At 73.5% G+C, this 19871-nt stretch carries 15 protein-coding genes; 5 read left to right on the forward strand and 10 right to left on the reverse strand.

Features of this window, described 5'->3' with window-relative positions; all coding sequences use genetic code 11:
* The 4 genes from ABZS58_RS05990 to ABZS58_RS06005 form a co-directional block, all read right to left on the reverse strand.
* The gene (locus ABZS58_RS05990; protein ID WP_354778083.1) at positions 1 to 2424 is read right to left on the reverse strand and encodes an Hsp70 family protein; all 2424 of its coding nucleotides are present in this window, start codon (positions 2422 to 2424) and stop codon (positions 1 to 3) included.
* Positions 2421 to 3530, reverse strand: a complete 1110-nt coding sequence (locus ABZS58_RS05995) for a glycosyl hydrolase (RefSeq protein ID WP_354778085.1) — start codon at positions 3528 to 3530, stop codon at positions 2421 to 2423. The genes ABZS58_RS05990 and ABZS58_RS05995 overlap by 4 nt, the downstream gene beginning before the upstream one ends.
* The gene (locus ABZS58_RS06000) at positions 3527 to 5479 is read right to left on the reverse strand and encodes a glycosyltransferase (RefSeq protein ID WP_354778087.1); all 1953 of its coding nucleotides are present in this window, start codon (positions 5477 to 5479) and stop codon (positions 3527 to 3529) included. Before ABZS58_RS06000 ends, ABZS58_RS05995 begins: the two co-directional genes overlap by 4 nt.
* A gap of 215 nt (positions 5480 to 5694) precedes the next feature.
* On the reverse strand, positions 5695 to 6921 hold the full coding sequence (locus tag ABZS58_RS06005; RefSeq protein WP_354778089.1) for an MFS transporter: 1227 nt from the start codon (positions 6919 to 6921) through the stop codon (positions 5695 to 5697).
* Between the two features lie 33 nt (positions 6922 to 6954).
* Between ABZS58_RS06005 and ABZS58_RS06010 the strand changes: the two genes are divergently transcribed.
* The gene (locus tag ABZS58_RS06010) at positions 6955 to 7737 is read left to right on the forward strand and encodes an alpha/beta hydrolase family protein (RefSeq protein WP_354778091.1); all 783 of its coding nucleotides are present in this window, start codon (positions 6955 to 6957) and stop codon (positions 7735 to 7737) included.
* A 40-nt stretch (positions 7738 to 7777) separates the two neighbouring features.
* Here ABZS58_RS06010 and ABZS58_RS06015 read toward each other — a convergent pair whose 3' ends face one another.
* Positions 7778 to 8674, reverse strand: a complete 897-nt coding sequence (locus tag ABZS58_RS06015) for a hypothetical protein (RefSeq protein ID WP_354778093.1) — start codon at positions 8672 to 8674, stop codon at positions 7778 to 7780.
* A gap of 265 nt (positions 8675 to 8939) precedes the next feature.
* On the opposite strand from ABZS58_RS06015, the gene ABZS58_RS06020 reads away from it, so the two are divergent.
* Genes ABZS58_RS06020 through ABZS58_RS06030 form a run of 3 tightly spaced genes read left to right on the forward strand, consistent with a single transcriptional unit; the run spans position 8940 to position 11728 of the window.
* Positions 8940 to 9914, forward strand: coding sequence for an amino acid ABC transporter permease (locus tag ABZS58_RS06020; RefSeq protein WP_354778095.1), 975 nt, complete (start codon positions 8940 to 8942; stop codon positions 9912 to 9914).
* Positions 9914 to 10693 (forward strand): amino acid ABC transporter ATP-binding protein, encoded by a 780-nt coding sequence (locus tag ABZS58_RS06025; protein ID WP_354778097.1) that lies wholly within the window; start codon positions 9914 to 9916, stop codon positions 10691 to 10693. The genes ABZS58_RS06020 and ABZS58_RS06025 overlap by 1 nt, the downstream gene beginning before the upstream one ends.
* A gap of 18 nt (positions 10694 to 10711) precedes the next feature.
* Positions 10712 to 11728 carry an ABC transporter substrate-binding protein gene (locus ABZS58_RS06030; RefSeq protein WP_354778099.1) on the forward strand — a complete coding sequence of 339 codons (1017 nt, stop codon included), beginning with the start codon at positions 10712 to 10714 and terminating at the stop codon, positions 11726 to 11728.
* Between the two features lie 40 nt (positions 11729 to 11768).
* Here ABZS58_RS06030 and ABZS58_RS06035 read toward each other — a convergent pair whose 3' ends face one another.
* The 4 genes from ABZS58_RS06035 to ABZS58_RS06050 all read right to left on the reverse strand — a co-directional run bounded on the left by ABZS58_RS06035 (position 11769) and on the right by ABZS58_RS06050 (position 16190).
* The gene (locus tag ABZS58_RS06035; protein WP_354778101.1) at positions 11769 to 13715 is read right to left on the reverse strand and encodes a hypothetical protein; all 1947 of its coding nucleotides are present in this window, start codon (positions 13713 to 13715) and stop codon (positions 11769 to 11771) included.
* A 206-nt stretch (positions 13716 to 13921) separates the two neighbouring features.
* Entirely contained in the window at positions 13922 to 14395 is a 474-nt protein-coding gene (locus ABZS58_RS06040; protein WP_354778103.1) for a hypothetical protein, read from the reverse strand.
* The gene (locus ABZS58_RS06045; RefSeq protein ID WP_354778105.1) at positions 14392 to 15009 is read right to left on the reverse strand and encodes a sigma-70 family RNA polymerase sigma factor; all 618 of its coding nucleotides are present in this window, start codon (positions 15007 to 15009) and stop codon (positions 14392 to 14394) included. The genes ABZS58_RS06040 and ABZS58_RS06045 overlap by 4 nt, the downstream gene beginning before the upstream one ends.
* The gene (locus tag ABZS58_RS06050; RefSeq protein ID WP_354778107.1) at positions 15006 to 16190 is read right to left on the reverse strand and encodes a S8 family serine peptidase; all 1185 of its coding nucleotides are present in this window, start codon (positions 16188 to 16190) and stop codon (positions 15006 to 15008) included. The genes ABZS58_RS06045 and ABZS58_RS06050 overlap by 4 nt, the downstream gene beginning before the upstream one ends.
* A 77-nt stretch (positions 16191 to 16267) precedes the next feature.
* On the opposite strand from ABZS58_RS06050, the gene ABZS58_RS06055 reads away from it, so the two are divergent.
* Complete coding sequence (locus ABZS58_RS06055) at positions 16268 to 18886, forward strand: CHAT domain-containing protein (protein ID WP_354778109.1); 2619 nt, start codon at positions 16268 to 16270, stop codon at positions 18884 to 18886.
* Here the strand turns inward: ABZS58_RS06055 and ABZS58_RS06060 are convergent.
* The gene (locus ABZS58_RS06060) at positions 18871 to 19812 is read right to left on the reverse strand and encodes an SDR family oxidoreductase (RefSeq protein ID WP_354778111.1); all 942 of its coding nucleotides are present in this window, start codon (positions 19810 to 19812) and stop codon (positions 18871 to 18873) included. The genes ABZS58_RS06055 and ABZS58_RS06060 overlap by 16 nt on opposite strands.
* Between the last annotated feature and the right edge of the window lie 59 nt (positions 19813 to 19871).

Genomic DNA, 19871 nt, shown 5'->3' on the forward strand with positions numbered 1-19871 from the left:
CTACTCGTGGGCGGTGAAGCGCTCGGCGGTGGTGGTGCCGTTGGAGTTCCTGGCGGTGTTGTAGCCGCCGACGGCGTAGACGGTGTGGCCGGCGGTGGTGACGGCCATGCCGGCGCGGGGGACGGCGAGCTTCGGGAGGCGGTCGGCGACGCCGTTCTTCAGGCACCACCAGTTGTAGACGGTGTCGCCCTTGTTGCCGCCGAGGACGCAGAGGCCGAAGCCCTCCAGGACGACGGCGGAGGCGCCCTCGCGGGGCTGGGGGAGCTTCGCGGTGGCGGGCTGGAGTTGGCGTTCGGCGAGGACGTCGATGTCGGTGGTGGGGCCGCCGGTGCCCTTGCCGCCGATGAACCAGGCGGTGCCGGCGCCGTCGCCAGCGGCGGTCAGCTTCTCGCGGGGGCGGCGCAGCGACGGCAGCGGGTCCCAGCCCTGGTCGCGGTCCTTCTGTGCCCAGACGTCCTGCTTGGGCTGGTTGTCGCGGCCCGTGCCGCCCGCGAAGATGATGCCCCGGCCGTCGTACGCGGCGGCGCCGGCCTGGCGGGGCTCCGGCAGGGACGTGACCTTGATCCAGGATCTGCGGTCGGGGCTGAGCTTGAAGACGTTCTCGGTGGCGCCGTCGGGAGCCCAGCCGCCCATGATGAACAGGTCGCCGCCGGGGGTCACCACCGCCGCTGTCTGGCTGACGGCCTGCTGGAGCTTCGGGCCCGCCGTCCACGCGCCGCTCGCCGGGTCGTAGACCCAGACCGTGTCGAGCTGGACGCGCGGGTTGAACTCGGTGAAGCCGCCGATGATGTACAGCTTGTCGTCCAGGACCGCGGCGGCGGCACCCTCGATGCCGAGGGGCTCGCCGTTGCCCCGCGCGGTCGGCAGCTTCGGCATCGCCTCCCACGAGCCGAGCGGGTCCGGCCTGGTCAGCCACCACACGGCGGCACCGGCGACCAGCACCAGCGCCACCGCCGCCGACGCGACGAGGACGAGCCTGCGCCGGCCGGGAGCGGGGGCGTCCGGCAGGGGAACGCCGGACGTGGGTGTGGCGGACGTGGGTGTGGCGGACGTGGGTGTGGCGGACGTGGGTGTGGCGGACGTGGGTGTGGCGGACGTGGGGGCACCGGACGTGGGGGCACCGGACGTGGGGGCACCGGTATACGGAACGCCCGACGTAGGAGCACCGGACGACGGAGCACCCGACATGGGGGCGGCGGAGACCGGTGCACCCGACACCGGCATCGCGGAGACCGGCGCGCCGTGAACGCCGGTGTGCCCGGCGACCTGCTGCGCCGGATAGCCCTGGGTCTGGTAGACGTTCTGCCGCGGCAGCGGCGGGGCGACCGGGGCGGTGCCGGTGGCCGGGGCGGTGCCGAGCTCCGCCGGGTGCACGACCGCACCCTCGGCGACCGGCAGCTCCGGCTGCTCCAGGACGGTCGGCACGACGCCGAGCGACCGGTGCAGCATCCGCGCCACGAGCGGCACCCGGGAGGAGCCACCGACGAGCATGACGCCCGCGAGCTGGTCCGGCGCGAGCCTGCACGCCGCGACGACCCGCGCGGTCTCCGCGACCGTCTGGCGCAGCATCGGCTCGACGAGCGCCTCCAGCTCGTCGCGGGTGAGGTGCAGCGCGGCCTCCACGCCCGGCACGGAGACGGGGGCGGCGGCGGTGCGCGACAGCATCTCCTTCGCGCCGCGGACGTCCTCCCAGAACAGCCGCCGGTCGCGCCGGTCCTGCGCCGTCACGGGCTGCTGCAGGCGCTGCCACACGGCCGGTTCGGCGTGGCGCAGGGTCGCGCCGACGTGCTCGACGAGGGCCGCGTCGATGTCGAGGCCGCCGATGTCCTGCAGGCCGCCGGCGCCGATGACGGTGAAGCCGGCCACGTCGTGACGGACGACGGCGATGTCGACGGTGCCGCCGCCGAAGTCGTGGACGACCATGGCGGCGCCGCGGGGCAGCGGATGGTTGAGGGTGCTGATGAAGTACCGGGCGGCGGCGACCGGCTCGGGCACCAGGGTCACCTGCGGCCAGCCGGCCAGGGCCGCGGCCTCCTGCAGCAGCGACCGGCGGGTGTGCGCCCACGACGCCGGATACGTGAGCACCAGCGGCGGCGGGGTACGGGTGATCTCGGCGACCCCGGCCGCGGCGGCGCGCAGCACGGCGGCGAGCATCTCCCGCGTGGGGACCTCCGTGCTGCCGAGCAGGACCGTCGGCTCGTCGATGCGGCGCTTCGGGTTGGGCTCGTAGCGGGCGGGGTCCAGCTGGGCGAGGCGCTGCGCGTCCCGGCCGACGGCGAGCTGCCCGTTGTCCTGCAGGAAGACCGCGGACGGCATGAGCGGCGCGCCGTCGAAGAGGACCGGGCGGCGGCGGCCGTCGGCGGAGCGGATCACCGCGACCGTGTTGGACGTGCCGAGGTCGATGCCGACGATGTATCCCGTCACGGTGTGCTCCTGGCGGCTGCGGTGCGGGGTGTCATGCCGGGCGTGTAGGACGCGCTGAAGTACGGCTGCGAGATGCCGAGAGCGAACGCCTTCGACGCCGCCGGTGTCGCGGCGATGCGCCAGTCGGTCTCCTTGACCGCCTCGTACCAGAGGAACCCGATGATCTCCGGGTGCTTCGGCAGCGTCCTGAGCAGGTCAGTGATCCATTCCGCCTTGCGCCCGGCGGCGTCGGTCGCGGCGATCTCGGTGACGACGACCGGGCGCCTGCTCAGCGACCGGACCTCGCCCAGGGTCTTGCGGTAGATCTGGTCGAAGGTCTGGTACTGCTCGAGCCCGCCGGTGCCGTAGTAGCCGGACAGGCCGACCCAGTCGACGTAGTCGTCGCCGGGATACAGCTGCTGCAGCGGTGTCGAGCCGTCGTAGGAGACGTTGGGGCTCCACACCCAGATGACGTTGCCGGCGCCCGCCGCCTCGAACAGGTCGTGGACGTGCCGCCACGCGGCGACGTAGTCACCCTTGCGGTTGCCGTTGGCGGACTCGCACCACGGGTACCAGTAGCCGTTCATCTCGTGCGCGAAGCGGATCGCGACCGGGTAGCCGAGGCTCTTCATGCCCGCCGCCCACGCCCTGATGTAGTCGTCGTAGGCGCCGCCGGTGATCCGGGACAGCCTGTAGTCGGGCTGGTCGCCACGGCCGGCGTCCTGTTTGGACTCCGACCGGAAGTTCCACGGCTCCCAGGCGAGCATCGGCAGCATGCCCCGGTTCGTGATCCGGTCGAACGGCTGCCGGTCGAACGTCTTCGCCACCGCCCAGCCTTGCGCGAACATCATCACCTGCGGCTGTCTGCCCGCGGCGGCGACGAACCCGTCGTACTCGGTGAGGTCGGCGGGCCCGCGCGAGGTGAACACGCCGAAGAAGGCCTTCCCTGACTGCGGGAAGGTCACCTGTCCGCCCGGGGAGGGTGTGTACGTGGGACGAGGCTCCGACCGTTTCGTCTCCCAGCGCACCACCGGGCCGGACGACGCGGCGACGGCCGGTGCGACGACGAACGTGTAGCCGCCGACGAGCAGCAGCACGGCGAGCATGATCCGGGGCAGTGTGATCACACCGGACCCCTGACCGCCCCGGCGGACCCGGCAGGGGCCGGACGGGGGGCGGGGACGACCAGGTCCAGGCCCGGCACGTGCGGCAGGTCCGACAGCCGGATCGTCGAGGTGGTGGTGACCTGCTCGCGGACCACGGCGGCCTTGCCGCGCACGGTCATGACCAGCGGCCCGGTCTGCGTGGTCAGGTCCGCCTCCTGCTCGACGATGCGGCGGTCGCGCAGCGACGTGACCCACGCGATCAGCGGCGGGCACAGCCCGGCGACGATGCTGAGCCCCGACCAGAAGCGCAGCGCGTCGGAGTGGTGGCCGAGCCACACACTGACGCCGAGCAGCGCCGCCGACACCCCCGCCCACGCCAGGTGCAGCCGGAAGGAGGCGAGCCCGTCCGCGGACGCGAGCCTGCCCTTCGCCGTCACCGCGTACGCCAGTGGGCGGCGCAGCAGGGCGGACACGCCGGCGACGACGTACACCGGCATCGCGAACAACGCGAGCAGCATGCCGTGCACACCCAGCTCGCGACGCTCGTGCTCGGCGAGGTTGAAGCGGCGCAGCCACAGCCACAGCAGCGCCCAGCTGCCCATGCTCGCCGACCACAGGGTCAGCCACAGCTGCCACTCGACCCGCATCGCGCCGATCCCGAAGCCCAGGTAGGCGGCGGTGGCGACCGTCCCGGACACCGCGGACAGCGCGACACTCGGGTAGTAGGACTGCACCAGGCCGTAGCAGAGCCGCTGCCCGAAGCTGAGGTTCTTCAGGAACCGTTTGCTGCGCAGCAGGATCTCCCACACCCCGTAGGCCCAGCGCTTCTGCTGGTTGAAGTAGTCCGTCCAGGTCGTCGGGCCCTCGCCGACGGCGATGACGTCGGGGGTGTAGACGCCCTTCCAGCGCCGGTCGGTCAGCGGGTTCTTCGCGCCCATCACGACCATCGACGTGAGGTGGTCCTCGATGATGCTGTCCTGATAGCCGTCGATCAGCGCCCACGCCAGGGGGCGGTAGAGGTGGTTGGTGCCGATGAGCAGCGGCGCGCCGAGCCCGTTGCCGCCGCGCTCGATCAGCCCGCTGAACAGGTACTGCTGCACCGACGCGCCGTGCACGACCCAGCCGCCGTACATGTTGCCGTACACCTGCGGGGCGACGACGAACGCGACGTCGGGGTCGCGGAAGTAGCCGACGGTGCGCTCCAGGAAGCTGGGCAGCGGCACGTGGTCGGGGTCCATCTGCGCCACCACGTCGTAGACGTGCTCGTGGGTGAAGCGCCACGCGTTGTGGTTGCCGGCCTTGGTCTTGGCCCGGAACGGCCCGTCGGGCTGGTTGAACTCGGGCCTGCCGCGGCGGCTGAAGTGCTTGACGCCGAGCTTCTTCGCCATCGCCTTGACGCGCGGGTCGTTGCCCTCGTCGAGGATCCAGATGTCGACGTGCCCGGGGTAGCGGACCCGCTGCATCGCCTTCAGGGACCGCTCGACGACGTCGAGCGGCTCCTTCGCCGGCACGATCGTGGTGAGCATCGCGATACGCAGCCCGTGCTCCGGCACCATCGGCACCGGGTCCGCGGCCTTCCACGCGAACACCCATACGGCGAGGTTCTGCAGCAGCCGCACCAGTTCCACGAGGATCACGAGGCAGAACGCGACCCGGGCCACGACGACGGTGCCCGAAAGGTCGCCGGACATCGCGCCCGGGACGTGCCTGGGCAGGGCGAGCCAGCCGATGAAGACGATCGCGGTCAGAAGGTTCAGCGAGACGAGGACGCTGAGCATGAACCGTTGCGCCGGGCGGGCCGTGCTTCGGTACACGACCGGCAGATGGGGGCCGGCCGGGGTGGTGAGGGGGCCGGTGAGGGTGTTGCAGGCGGCGTAGGCGCGGTGGGTCTCGGCGTCGCGGAGCCGGCGCGCCAGCGCTCGTCTCTCGGCGGGCGTGGTGCGGACGGTCGCGGCATGCTCGTCCGCCACGATTCCTGCCCCCTCACCCGGTCATCGGAAACTGCCTGGACCAGCCCGATCGTAGAAGAGACCGACCATCGCGCCGAGTACACTTTCCGCCGCCACCGCATTTGTACACGTGAATTGGCCGATCAATGTTATGCCTGCTGGAAGCGGTTCGGACGGGCGTACTTCACGCGCGTTACGGCAGATACACCGCGTGAATGTAGAAGATCCGACAGCGGTCACACGTTCGGATTACCGGACTTTTCCGGACATGCGGCGGCGTTGATCGGTTCGTGATCGTTGCCCGGCAGGTCGCCGCCGGTCCGCACCGACAGCAGCGGGTCGAGCAGCAGCACGGCGAGGGCGGCGGCGATGAGGACGGCGGCGGCGAGGGCGACCGTCCGCACGCCGAGGTCCTCGATGATCACACCACCGACGAACGACCCGCCCGAGATGCCGATGTTGAACGAGGAGCTGCTGCCGGCCGACGCCATGTCGGTGGTGCCGGGCGCGACCTGGAGCACCCGGTTCTGCACCGCGGCCGCGAACGCCGCATACGCCGCGCCCGTCGTGGCCAGCGACGCGATCGCGAGGACGTGGACGTCGCCGCCGGCGTAGAGGACCGCCGACGCCGCGCACAGCAGCGCCACGGGCACCGCGAGCGCCGGCCACGGGTGCCGGTCCAGGAAGCGGCCGACGACGAGCGTGCCGACGACGCCGCCCGCGCCGGAGACCAGCAGCAGCGGGCCGAGCGACGACGCGTCGAAGTGCGTCACGTCCAGCAGGAACGGCGTCACGTAGGTCTGCGCCGTCATCGCGCCGGCCACGCCCAGCGCGGTGACCAGGAGCAGCAGCAGATACCGCCGCCGGTCCGGCGCGACGGCGCGCGCCGAGGCCTCGCCGGAGGGCAGCGACAGCGGCAGCAGCGCCACGACCGCCACGCAGGTCGCCGCGCCGATGACGGCCATCACGCCGAACGCGGCCCGCCAGCCCAGCTGCTGGCCGAGCCACGTGCCCAGCGGCACCCCGAGCACCGGCGCGAGCGACGCCCCGATCGACATGCGGGCCACCGTCCGCCCGCGCTGCGACGGCGGGAACATCGCGGTCGCGGTCGACGCCACGATCGACCAGAACAGCGCCTGCGTCAGCGCCACGACGAGCCGCGCCCCGAGCAGCATCGCGTAGCCCTGCGCGACCGCCGACACGGCCGTCGCGGCCGCCGCCACCCCGAGCGTCGCGCCGAGCAGTAGCCGCCGCGGCATCCGCCGGGTCAGCACCGCCATCGGCACCGACAGCAGGAGCACGACCGCCGCATACCCAGTGAGCAGCAGCCCCACCTCGGTGCGGGTGCGCCCCAGGTCGTCCGCGATCAGGGTCAGCAGGCCGATCGGCATCACCTCGACGGTGACGAACGTGAATGTCGCCACGGACAACGCGGCAAGGGCGGCGTTGGCGCGGGGTTCCACATCGCCCACCTTAAGCGGTGTTTAGGGTGGGGTATGGCTCTCGTGCGCTGTGATTTCTTCTCCGACGTCCTCGGCGTCAGCACTTCGATGACCGTCGTGCTGCCCCAGCGCACGACCGGGCAGATCGGCCTTGCCAGCAGCGACGGCGGCAGGGGCCGCGACGGCGACGTGCCGACGCTGTTCCTGCTGCACGGCCTCAGCGACGACGACACCATCTGGACCCGGCGCACGTCGATCGAGCGCTACGTCGCCGAGCTCGGCATCGCCGTCGTCATGCCGCAGGTGCAGCGCAGCTTCTACGCCGACGAGGCGTGGGGCCGGCCGTACTGGACGTTCGTCAGCGAGGAACTGCCGGCGATCGCCCGGAACTTCTTCCGGCTGTCCAGCCGCCCCGAGGAGACGTTCGTGGCGGGCCTGTCGATGGGCGGCTACGGCGCGTTCAAGCTCGCCCTGCGCCACCCCGACCGCTTCGGTGCCGCCGCCAGCCTCTCCGGCGTCCTCGACCTCGGCGACCGGATGCGCACCATGGTCTCCGAGGTGGACCCGCTCATGTGGCGGCGGGTGTTCGGCGACACCCCGTTCGACGGCGGCGACGACGACCTGTTCGCGCTGTTGGACAAGGTCACCGACCCGCCGCCGCTCTTCCAGTGGTGCGGCACGCAGGACGCCCTGTATGACGGCAACGTCCGCTTCCGCGACGCCTGCGCCGCCCGGGGTGTCCCGCTGACGTCGCGGTTCAGCGCCGGCACCCACGACTGGCAGCACTGGGACGACACGATCCGCGACGTCCTCGCCTGGCTCCCGCTGCCCTCCTGACGAGGATCACGCGCCGCCAAGCTTCAGGCGGCGGTCGCGGTCAGGGCAGGCTGAGCACGATCCGGTCGACCGACGGTGCGTGGCCGTCCGGGTTGGACACGGTGATGCTGTTGCCGCCCTTGCGCAGCACCACCTTCAGCGTCGCCGCGGTGCAGCACGTGGCGCCGCCGGTGAGCGTGACGCGCTGCGGGTCGCTGCCGGCGACGGTGATGACGGCGGTCCGGGTCCGTTCGTTGTCGATGTTCACGTGGTACAGGCGGAGGGTGTACGTGCCGGCGGCCGGGACCGTGACGCCCTGGAACCGCAGGAACCCGTCGCGGCCGCCCCAGTCCCCGAGGTTGCGCACGATCGAACCACCCGAGGCGCCCGGATACCGGTCCACCCATGCGGACCCGCCGAGCGCGTTGCCGGGCGCCTCGGCCTCGAACGTGACCGGCCCGAACGTCACCGGCGGGGACGATCGCGGCGGCGACGGTCGCGGCGCGGACGAGGAGGCCGACGGAGACGGGGGCGGAGACGAGAGCGGGGACGGGGGAGCCGACGGGGACGGGACGGCCGGGCCGGGTGGAGGGAGGTCCGTGGCGGCCGGGGGAGCGGTCCGGCTGTCGGGGCCGAGGAACGCCGCCACCAGCAGGATCACCAGCAGCGACAGCGCCGCGGCGACGCTGGCCACGATCAGCCGCGACCGCCACGTCACGAGAAGGCCGCGCAGCTCGGACGGCTCGTCGGCGGCGTGCCACCCGTCCCGGTCCGGCGCCGGCGGCCACGGTGCCGCGGCGTCGTCCGCCGCGGGTGCGGCCTCCGGCGCGGGCGCGGGCACGGGTGCGGGCACGGGGACCTCGGGGTCCGGCGGGCGCGGTCCGGACGGGGACAGCGCCTGTCCGGCGAGCCACGGTGGCACGCGCAGGGGCTCGGCGTCCGCGTCGGAACCCGTCATGGACCCCGAAGATAACCACCCCGGTGGGCGTTGGCGAGACCTCCGGGCGTCCGGGGATCGAGGTATGGAGGTCCGCCGCATGGACGACGTGCGAGCGGCGGCGGTCGAGGGCCGCTAAATACTAGTTACCCGATAGGGATTGACAACTTATTTCCGTCTCTTTAGCGTTTCTGGGGACGGCCTCCTCGGTCGTACCGCATCCGCACCGCTGACCGCTCGCGCCGCTCCGGCGTGGGCTCGTCGTCGTCCCCGATGGAGGACTCGCATGAGCGAGCCCGTAGCGCTGGCACCCTCACCCGCACCCACCGACCGCGTCACCCGGTTCGACCCGCAGATCGCGCACCGCCGGGTCACGCCACGGCTGCGCCCCTGGCGCTGGACCGTCAGCGCGATCGTGCTGGTGGTGCTCATCCAGTTCATCGTGGGCGTCTTCACCAACACCCGCTACGAGTGGAACAAGTTCTGGCCGTACTTCACGCGGGAGTCGATCCTCGACGGCGTCGTGGTGACGCTGCAGGTCGTCGGGCTCAGCGCCGTGCTCGGACTCGTCCTCGGGGTCGTCGTCGCGCTCGGCAGGCTGTCGACGAACCCGCTCGTCAACGGTCTGGCCTGGGCGTACGTGTGGTTCTTCCGCGCGCTGCCGTTGCCGCTGCTGCTGATCATCACGTTCAACTTCTCGTACTTCTATCCGCGGCTCGGCGTCGGCATCCCCTGGGGGCCGGTCTTCGCCGACGTGCAGACCAGCAGCCTCACCCCGCTCGCGATCGGCGTCATCGCACTGAGCCTCAACGAGGCGGCCTACGCGGCCGAGGTGATCCGCGGCGGCATCCTGTCGGTGGAGGCCGGCCAGATCGAGGCGGCCAACGCGCTCGGCCTGTCCAAGGCCCGGCAGCTGCGCCGGATCGTGCTGCCGCAGGCGCTGCGCTCCATCGTGCCGGCGTACGGCAACCAGCTCGTCGGCCTGATCAAGGCCAGCTCGCTCGTGTACTACGTCTCGCTGCTCGACCTGTTCGGCGCCGTGTACGTGCTGGAGTCACGGCATCCCGAGTCGATCGTGCCGATCCTGATCGTCGGCGCCGCCTGGTACCTCGTGCTCACCGCCGTGCTGTCGGTCGTGCAGTTCTACGTCGAGCGGTTCTACGCCCGTGGCAACGCCCGGGCGCTGCCGCCCACACCGGCCCAGCGGCTGCGGCGCTTCACCGTCTCGTCCTACGTCCGCCTGACCCGCAGGGGCTTCTGATGACCGCGACACTCGACACGGCCGCGGCGCTCGAGATCCGCAACGTGCACAAGTCGTTCGGCACCCGCGAGGTGCTCAAGGGCGTCGACCTGACCGTCGACCCCGGCGACGTCGTGGCCATCCTCGGCCCGTCCGGCTCCGGCAAGTCCACGCTGCTGCGGACCATCAACCATCTGGAGCGGCCCGACCTCGGGTACGTCGCGGTCCACGGTGACCTGATCGGCGTCGAGGTCCGCGGCAGCCACCTGCACGAGCTGTCCCAGCGAGCCGTCCGGCGCCAGCGGACCCGCATCGGCTTCGTCGCGCAGAGCTTCAACCTCTTCCCCAACCTCACCGCGCGGGACAACGTCGCCGAGCCGCTGATCGCGCACCGGCGGCTCGACAAGACCGCCGCCTACGAGCGGTCCGTCGAACTGCTCGCCAGGGTCGGCCTCGCCGACCGCGGCGACGCCTACCCGCGGCAGCTCTCCGGCGGCCAGCAGCAGCGCGTCGCGATCGCCCGCGCCCTCGCGCTCGAACCGACCCTGCTGCTGTTCGACGAGCCGACGTCCGCGCTCGACCCCGAACTGGTCGGGGAGGTGCTCTCGGTGATCCGGCAGCTCGCCGCCACCGGCACCACCCTCGTCATCGTCACGCACGAGATCGGCTTCGCCCGCGAGGTCGCCGGCACCGTCGTCTTCATCGACGAGGGCGTGATCGTCGAGCAGGGTCCACCGTCCCAGGTGCTCGGCGCGCCGAAACAGTCCCGTACCAGGGAATTCCTTTCCAAAGTGCTCTGATCCCCAGGGGAGTTTCACATGACCACCGTCAGACCAACCGGCCGCGTGCTCTCGGCCGCCGCCCTCGCCGTCGTGCTCGCCGCGGGCCTCGCCGCCTGCGGCAGCGACGAGGGCACGGCGAACGCCGGCAGCCCGGCCAGTGCGGGCACGGTGACCATCGGCGCCCAGGCCAGCGGCATCGGCCAGAAGACCGACATCAAGGTCGAGAAGCAGCAGGCCATCGCCGACCTGGTGCCCGACGCCGTCAAGGCCGACGGCAAGCTGACCATCGGCCTCGGCGCCCTGCCGACCGGCTTCCCGCCGCTCGCGTTCGTCGGCGACGACGACAAGACCCTGACCGGCGCCGAGCCCGACCTCGGCCGCCTCGTCGCCGCCGTGTTCGGGCTCACTCCCGAGATCAACAACGCCACGTGGGACAACCTGTTCGTCGGCATCGACTCCGGCAGGACCGAGGTCGGGTTCTCCAACATCACCGACACCGAGCAGCGCAAGGAGAAGTACGACTTCGCCTCCTACCGGCAGGACAACCTCGGCTTCGCCGTCAAGGACGGCAACGCCTGGAACTTCGACAAGAACTACAAGAACCTGGCCGGGCTCAAGGTCGCCGTCGGCGCCGGCACCAACCAGGAGAAGATCCTGGTCGCGTGGCAGGAGAAGCTGAAGGCCGAGGGCAAGAACCTGGAGATCAAGTACTTCGCCGACACGCCCACCACCTTCAAGGCGCTCGTCTCCGGGCAGCTCGACGGCTACTTCGGCCCGAACCCGGGCATCGCCTACCAGATCAGCCGGACCAAGGGCACCGCCGACGCCGTCCGCAACGCCGGCACCTACTCCGGCGCCGGTGAGACCCTCCAGGGCCTGATCGCGGCCACCACCAAGAAGGACAACCAGCTGGCCAAGGCCCTCGCCGAGGCGATCAACCACCTGATCCAGAACGGCCAGTACAAGGCATGGCTCGCCGCCTACAACCTGGACACCGAGGCCGTGCCGACCTCGCTGGTGAACCCGCCCGGCCTGCCGAAGTCCAACGCCTGACGGGTGGAACGGGCCCCGCCACCGGGGCCCGTTTCCGATGTCAGACCTCGTCGTCCGAGCCGCGCGTACGGTCGTCGAGCTCCTCGTCCTCCTCGCGTTCGCGGGCGTCGGCCTCGTCGTTGTCCTGCCTCTGGCGTTTGGCCTTGTCGCCGACCTCGAGCGCGGCCTTGCGGCTGGACTTGGCCCGCGAGGGCGGCACGTAGTCCCGCACGCTCCTGGGCACCGGGTCGGCCGCCTCGTCGTCGGAGGCCGTCACCGGGAACCGCGGCTTGAACCTGGGCTCGTCGCCCAGCACCAGCCGGTCGGTGAGCTCCTGGAACTCATCCTGACCGACGGGCAGGTTGAGCCGGGTGAGCGCGGTGCGCAGCGAGCCGGTGGTGTTCCAGTGGCTGCGCCCGTACGCGACCGGCCAGGCCCCGCGGATCGCCTGCCGGTGCACCTGGATGACCTGGACAAGCCGGGTCGTCGGGCTCGGGATCGGCGCGCCGGGGGCGATCCTGGTCAGGTCGTCGTCGCTGTACACGCGACGCAGCCCCTGCAGGCACAGCAGCAGCCAGAGGTTGGCGGCGATGTCGGCCGCCGCGCCCCGGTCGTGGGCCTCGCTGTCGTCGAGCTCCGCCAGGATCGCCGCCTCGGCCTTGGCGCCGGCGACGGTGCCGATGTCGACGGCGACCAGCGGCAGGGCGTTGCGCAGCGACAGGTACCGCGACGCGGCCGAGCCGAGCGCCGCGACGAGCCGGTCGTCGCCGGCGGCGGCGCGCAGGTCGGCGCGGGCCGCCTCGTCCTCCGCCCACGCGTCGGTGAAGATGCCGCGGGCGTCGCCGGCCGCGCGCACGACCGGCTCGTCGTCGACGAGCGGCGGAAACGTCGGCAGCTCCCGCATCCGGTCGCCGAGGGTGAGCAGGTCGGTGCGGGCCTCGTCGAAGGTCTTGCCCTCCAGGGCCCGCCGCAGCTGGCGGACCAGGACGATGTGCGCGGTCATGTGCTCGCCCTGCCCGTTGAGCAGCGTGTTGCCGCGGCCGGCGACGGTCACCGTTTCGACCTGCCCGTCCAGGTCCGGGGTGACGGTGACGGTCGCGCCGCTGAGCGCCTGGTCGGCCCAGCCGGCGGCGGCCCGGGCCGGGTGGTGCGGCGCGGCGGCGAAGTCGGTGCCGGCGGGCCACGTCAGCGCCGCGATGTTCTGGAAGCCGAACCCGGTCGTGTGCGTGTCGATGAGCGCGTCGGTGAACGCGGCCTTCGCGTACGACACCGGATACGCGGCGCGGATCTCCGCCAGGTGCCGGCGGACCATCGTGCGCGCCGTCGTGCGCCGGTCGTCGACGTCGAGGCCCGGAAGGCTGGTCGTGTTCGAGGTGGTGCCGAGCGCGAACCCGATCGTCCGGGCGTCCAGCAGCGTCCAGACCGCCGTGCGGACGGTGGCGGCCAGGGTGCCGTCGTCGACCTCGTTGCGGCGCAGCGTGTTCAGGGCGGCCTGCTCGCCGCCGCCGGTGGCCTGCGCCGGGCCGAGCCACGCCAGCGCCAGCGGCGCGTAGTTGCGGGCGCTGAGATAGGCGCCGACCGCCCGGCGCAGCGACGAGCGCGGGGTCCCGCCCTGCGCCGCGGCCGCACCGAGATGCGCCGTCGCCCGCTGCACCGCGTCGGCGTGCCGCACCGGTGCCTGATCGGTCTGGTCGTCCTGCCCGTAGCCGTGCGGCGCGGCCGTCAGGGTCTCCAGCGCCGTCACCGCCTGCGCGAGGGTCCGGCCGACCAGCGCACGGCGGACGGTGTCGACGAAGACCGCCCACGCCGTGACGTGGTTGCCCTCCCCGGCGAACAGGTGCGTCGGCCGGCCGGCCACGGTGATCCGGGTGATCGTGCCGGTCGCCGCCGGCGCCGACCAGGCGATGATGACGTTCGGGTCCCTCGTCGCCCGGCCGGTGAGATCGTAGGCCGGCGGGTCGGCGGGCAGCGCGGCGAGCTGCCCCGCCTGGTGCAGAGGTTCGGTCATGGTGCCCCTCCTCAGATGGCCGGGGTGGCCGCCGTCGGCCACTCCCGGCATGGAGGACGCCGCGGGACCGGCACCTGATACACGATCAGCACCGCGGTCCGGCGGCGCTGGTGCCGCGGCCCGGACACGCCGGCGCGCCGGTCCGCACTGACGGCACCGGCGCGATCAGGGTCAGCGGCAGCCCGGCCGCACCGCCCGCTCCCGACTCAGGTCAGGAACGTGGCGGTGCAGACCGCGGTGGACTCCGGGCCGGCCGGCCCCCACCAGACGCGCATCGGCCCGGCCGGCAGGCCGGGCACCGAGAAGCGGCCGAGCCGGTCGGTGACGCCGGACCACTCGCCGCCGGCGTGCCGGACCCGGACCGGCGCCTCGACCGGGTGACTGACCTGCCCGATGAGCCGGACCCGGCCGCCGTCCACGACGATCTCGACGTCGATGACCGTGCCGCCGCTGTCGAAGCTCAGCAGCCGCGGCTGGTCGTCGCTCTCCCCGGCCCGCACCCCGGCCGCCAGGCCCGCGACGGCACTGTCCAGCAGCAGGTCGGCGAGCGCCGCGTCGGGGTCACGCCAGGCGAAGCCGGCCTGCGCGGCCTGGAGCAGCCTCGCGGGGACGGGGTCGGTGTCCACGAACAGCCGCGTCACCGCCTCGCCCAGCTCCTCACCCGCGGGTGGATGCGTCATGCCTGCCTCCCTTCACCGTGCTTCTGTGCGTTCATCCGCGCGTTCGCCGTGCGCCCGGCCAGGTACGGCTCGCCGGTGAGCAGGCCGCGCAGCGTGTCCAGGCAGCGGGCGCGGGTCGGGCCGATGCTGCCGACCGGCATGTCCAGCGCCGCCGCCAGCTCCGCGTAGCTCGGCGCCGGCTGCGCGCCCATCGCCCTCAGCAGTCGCCCGCACCGCTCCGGCATCCGGTCGACGGCCTGCCACAGCAGCCGCCGCTCCTCCGCCCGCAGCATCTCCTCCTCCGGCAGGTCCGTCGTGGACGGCGCCTGCCCGAGGTGCTCCGCGACGTCGGCCGGGGACTCCCGGCCGCGCCTGCGGATCATGTCGATCGCCTCGTTCCGGGCGGTCGTGGCCAGCCACGATCCGAGTCCGTCGCCGTTGCGGATCTGACCGAGCTTCTCCACGAGGCGGAACCAGGTCGCCTGGAACACGTCGCCGGCGTCGGCCTCGGTGAAGCGGAAGCTGCGCGCGACCGACCAGACCAGGCCGGAATAGCGTTCCACGAGCTCGTTCCAGGCCCGCTGGTCGCCGTCTGCGGCTTCGATCAGGGCGATGGTCGGATCGAATGCCGTCACAGCACCGAAGCGTACCCGCCGATAGATCGTGTCGATTGCGACATCACCTCCTTGGTCGCCGAGAGCACGCTTCCGGTCGACGCGGCCCGCTCCACGATGAGCGCGACGACGTGCGGGGTCGCGAACGACGTGCCGCTCCAGGCGGCCCAGCCGGTGCCGAAGTCGGGATGGTGGATGTACGTGCTGACCACGTCGGCGCCCGGCGCGGCGACGGTCACCCACGGGCCGCTGTTGCTCCAGTCGCAGATCGCCGTGCCGTCGTGCGCGGCGACCGCGACGACCTGCTGCCGCCACGGCACGTCCGCGCCGGCGAACCCGGCGGGCCAGAACGGCCGGTCGGAGACGCCGTCGTTGCCCGCGGCGGCCACCACGACCCGGTCCCGGCCCACCAGGAACCGGTTGAGCGCCCAGCGCAGCAGCACCGGCGGCTGGCCGTCGACGGTGTACGAGCCCAGCGACAGGTTGAGCACGTCGGTGTCGGTGAGGGCCGCGATGCGCAGCGCCAGCTCCAGCTCGGTGCCCACACCGAACGTGTCGAGCACCTTCACGATGCGCACCTGGGCCCGGCGGGTGCCCTGCAGGATGACCCCGGCGATGAAGTTGGCGTGCCCCACGTCGGAGTCGATGACGTTGTCCCGGTCCACGTCGACGTCGGTCTCCAGGTCGCTCCTGCCCACCCGGTACCGGCTGGCAGGCAGCGGACTGTCGGCCCACACGCCGGTGTCCATCACGACCACCCGGGCCGCACCGTCACCGGCCGGGGACGCGTCGATCGCCGCGGCCGCCGCCGACACCGGCCGCCCGAACGGGCCACCCTGCTCGAACGGGGAGGCCAGCAGCACGTGGTTGGGCCCGGCGGCGGTGCCGTCGGAGGCCCGCTCGCGGGTCCGCCGGGTCGCCTTGATCGCGTCGAGGCCCGGCGCCCGCAGCCGGCGCACGCCCGGCACCACTTCGTCGGTCGTCACGTCCGCGGCCCGGTGCCCGAGGCCCTCCACGGCCCGCCGGGCGTCGTCGTAGTGCTCGTCGACGACGAGCAGCTCGCCGCTGACGTAGCGGACCGGCTGGCCGCCGGTCGTCTCCGTGCCGAGCCAGCGCAGCCCGGCCAGGTGCGCGGACCGCTGCTGCCGCCACCGTTCGAGTCGCCGGGTCGGGTCGACACGCCCACCTTCGAAGTCAGTCATGTTCAACGTGACGTTCCAGCGAGACCGTCGATACGTCGGGTACCCGACAGTTCCCGCCGATGGGAGGATCCTCGGTTGTGAAGCCGCAGTCATCCGCGCTGACCTTGGCGACGCGGGCCGTCGAGGCGGTCGCCGCCGACCCCGGCGAGGCCCGCACCCTGGCCGTGGCGGCCCTCGCCGCGACCCGCCGGGACAAGGACCCCGACGCGACGTCGGTCGCGCACCGGGCGCTGGGGCTCGCCGCCCGGTCCGCCGACGACGCGCAGTCCGCGGCCCGGCACCTGCGCGCCGCGCTGCGGGTCGCGCAGCGGCACGACCGGATGACCCTGGCCGCCGAGGCACGGATGAGCCTGGCGCTGGTCCTCGACGACCTGGGCCGGCCGGCCGCCGCGGCCCGCGAGATCGACGTCGCGCTGCGCAGCCTGCGCGGGCTGCGCCGGGGCCGGGCCGTCATGCAGCGGGCGCTGATCCTGCGCCGGCTCGGCCACGACGAGGAGGCGATGGCCGGCTACCGGTCGGCGCTGCGGGTCTTCCGGCGCGAAGGCGACCGGCTCTGGGAGGCCCGGGCCCTGAACAACCGGGCCATCCTGCACAGCTACCACGGCAGCCAGCGGCTCGCCGCCGCCGACCTAGGCGCCGCCGCTGCCATCTACGCCGACCTGGAGCTGCCGACCGCGGCCGCCCAGGTCCAGCACAACCTCGGGTTCATCGCCGCGCAGGCCGGCGACGTCCCGCTCGCCCTGGCCCGCTACGAGCAGGCCCGGGAGGTGCTGACCCGCGAGGCCGGGCTGCCGTCGGAGGCCGTGCTCGACCTCGCGGAGCTGCTGCGCTCCGCCCGGCTGCTGCCGGAGGCGCAACAGGCGGCCCAGGACGCCGTCGACATCTGCCTGCGCGGCCGCCTCGACACCGCCCGCGGCGAGGCGGCGCTGCTGCTCGCCCGGATCACCCTCGCCCGCGGCAACGCCGAGGAGGCCCGCGACGCGGCCCGGTCCGCCCGCCGGGTGTTCACCGCCCAGCGCCGCGCGCTGCCGGCCGCCCGGGCCCGCGCCGTCGAGCTCGGCGCGGTCATCGCGACCGGCCGGGCCAACCGCGGCACCCTGCGCGAGGTCCGGGCGGTCGCGGCGGAGCTGACCGACGCCGGCTGGCTGCTGCCCGGCTGCGAGTCGTGGCTCGACGCCGCGCAGCTCGCCCTCGACATCGGCGACCGCGCCGGCGCCGCCGGCAGCCTGGAGCGGGCCGCGGTCACCGCCCGCCGCGGCCCGGCCGTGCTGCGCGCCCGCTGGTGGCACCTGCGCGCGGTCGCCGCCCTCGCCGACGACGACGTCCCCGCCGCCGCCCGCCACGCCGACGCCGGGCTGCGCGAGTTCGAGGCGCACCGCGCCAGCCTCGGCGCCACCGAACTGCGGGTGCGCAGCGGCGGCACGGTCGCCGCCCTCGCCGACTTCCGGCTGCGCCTCGCCGTGCGGCACGAGCCGGCCGAGCAGATCCTGCAGTGGTCGCAGCGCTGCCGCGCCGCGACGCTGTGGCTGCCGCCGGCCAGGCCCAGCGGCGACCCGGTGATCGCCCGCGACCTCGCCCGGCTGCGCAGTGTCCACGCCGACCTGGCCGCCGCCCCGATCGGCGCCGCCCACACCGGCCGCCTCCTGCAGCGCCAGCGCGACCTGGAGGAGCAGGTGCGGCGCCGGTCCTGGCAGGCGCACGGCACCGATGGGGCGACCGCCGCCGGCCCGCCCGTCGACGTGCTCGCCGCGGCCCTCGGCGACGCCGCGTTCGTCGACCTGCTCGCCATCGACGCCTGCCTGCACGCCCTCGTGCTCGCCGGCGGCCGGGTCACCCACCGGCCGCTCGGTCCGGTCGAGCCCGTCCTCGACGAGCTGCACGCGTTGCGCTTCGCCCAGCGGCGCCTCGTCGCCGGCCGGGGCCACCGCGGCGCCGCGACCCTCGCCGCCGACCACGCCGCCGCCGCCCTCGACCGGATGCTGCTCGCCCCGCTCGACGACCTCGTCGGCGACCGTGAGCTGGTGCTCGCCCCGACCGGTCAGCTGCAGGCCCTGTCCTGGTCGCTGCTGCCGCGCTGCCGGGGCCGGGCCGTGCGGGTCACCCCGTCGGCCGGGACGTGGTGGCGGGCGCACCGCGCGCCCCGCCCGGGCGGACCGGCGGTGTTCGTCGGCGCCGCCGACCCGCCGCAGGCGCTGCGCGAGGTGACCGGGATCGCCGCCGGTACACCTGGCGCGACACTGCTCGCCGGCGACGACGCCCTCGTCGGCGACGTGCTGCGGGCCCTGGACGGCGCGCGGCTGGGCCACATCGCCTGCCACGGCGTGTTCCGCACCGACAACGCGCTCTTCTCCGCGCTGCGGCTCACCGACGGCCCGCTCACGATGTACGACCTGTCGGCGCTGGACGGGCCGCCGGGCACCCTGGTCCTGTCCGGCTGCGACACCGGCCTGTCGGCCGTGCACCCGGGCGAGGAGCTGCTCGGCCTGACCAGCGCCCTGCTGCAGCTCGGCACCCGCACCGTGGTCGCCAGCACAGGCCCGGTCGACGACGACGCCACCCGCAGCCTGATGACCGACTTCCACAAGCTGCTCGGCACCGGCTGCACCGAGGCGGCGGCCCTCGCCACGGCCCAGCTCGCCGCGGACGGCGACGCCCGCTACAGCAGCGCCGGCTTCGTCTGCTACGGCGCGGGCTGAGGCGTGATCGACGTCCGGGTCAGCCGCTCGGACATCTGCCACATGCGGGCCGCCTCCTCCTCGCTGCGCAGCCGGGAGTAGACGGGCTGCTCGGCGGGCGCGCCGGACAGGTGGCCGAGACCGCTCGGGCCGTAGAAGCGCCCACCGGCAGCGTCCGGGGAGGTGGCGGCCATCAGGGCCGGCAGCAGCGCCGTCTCGACCGTGCCGAGCAGGATGCCGGCGCGGGACAGCACGCGGATGAGCCGCACGCCCATGGTGTCCCTCGCCCGGCCGACCTCGGGGCGCGCGGCGAGCAGACTCGTCGGTGCGACCCCGGGGTGGGCGATGTTGCTGGTGATGCCCCAGCCGCCGGCCCGGCTGCGCCGGTCCAGCTCCAGCCCGAACAGGCCGAACGCGATCTTCGACTGGCTGTACGCGCGGCGGCCGTTGTAGGAGCGTTCCCAGTTCAGGTCGTCCCAGTTGATCGAGTTCTCGTTCGCGGAGACGCTGAGCTGCGACGTCACCCGCGCGTGCCCGGCCCGCAGCAGCGGCATCAGGTGACCGGTGAGGGCGAAGTGCCCCAGGTGGTTGCTGCCGAACTGCAGCTCGAACCCGTCCGCGGTGCTCTGCCGCTCCGGCGGTGTCATCACCCCGGCGTTGTTGACCAGGATGTGGATCGGCCGGCCCTCCTGCCGCAGCGTGTCGCCGAGCGCGGCCACCGAGTCCAGGGACGACAGGTCCAGCGCCCGCAGGGACAGGCGTGCCTCGGGGTACCGCTGCCGGATCTTCGCCATCGCGGCCTCGCCCTTGCGGGGGTTGCGGACGGGCATGACGACCTCGGCGCCGGCCGCGGCCAGCCGGGCGGTCAGGCCCAGCCCGACGCCGTCGCTGGCGCCGGTGACCACGGCGAGCTTCCCGGAGAGGTCGGGAACGGTGATGTCCGGCATGGCAGCACTCCTCGGTTCGGTTTTTCCGTCCCCTCCAGGCTGCGGCCGGCCCGCCGGGT

This window comes from Dactylosporangium sp. NPDC005555, from assembly GCF_040605635.1.
GTDB lineage: Bacteria > Actinomycetota > Actinomycetes > Mycobacteriales > Micromonosporaceae > Dactylosporangium.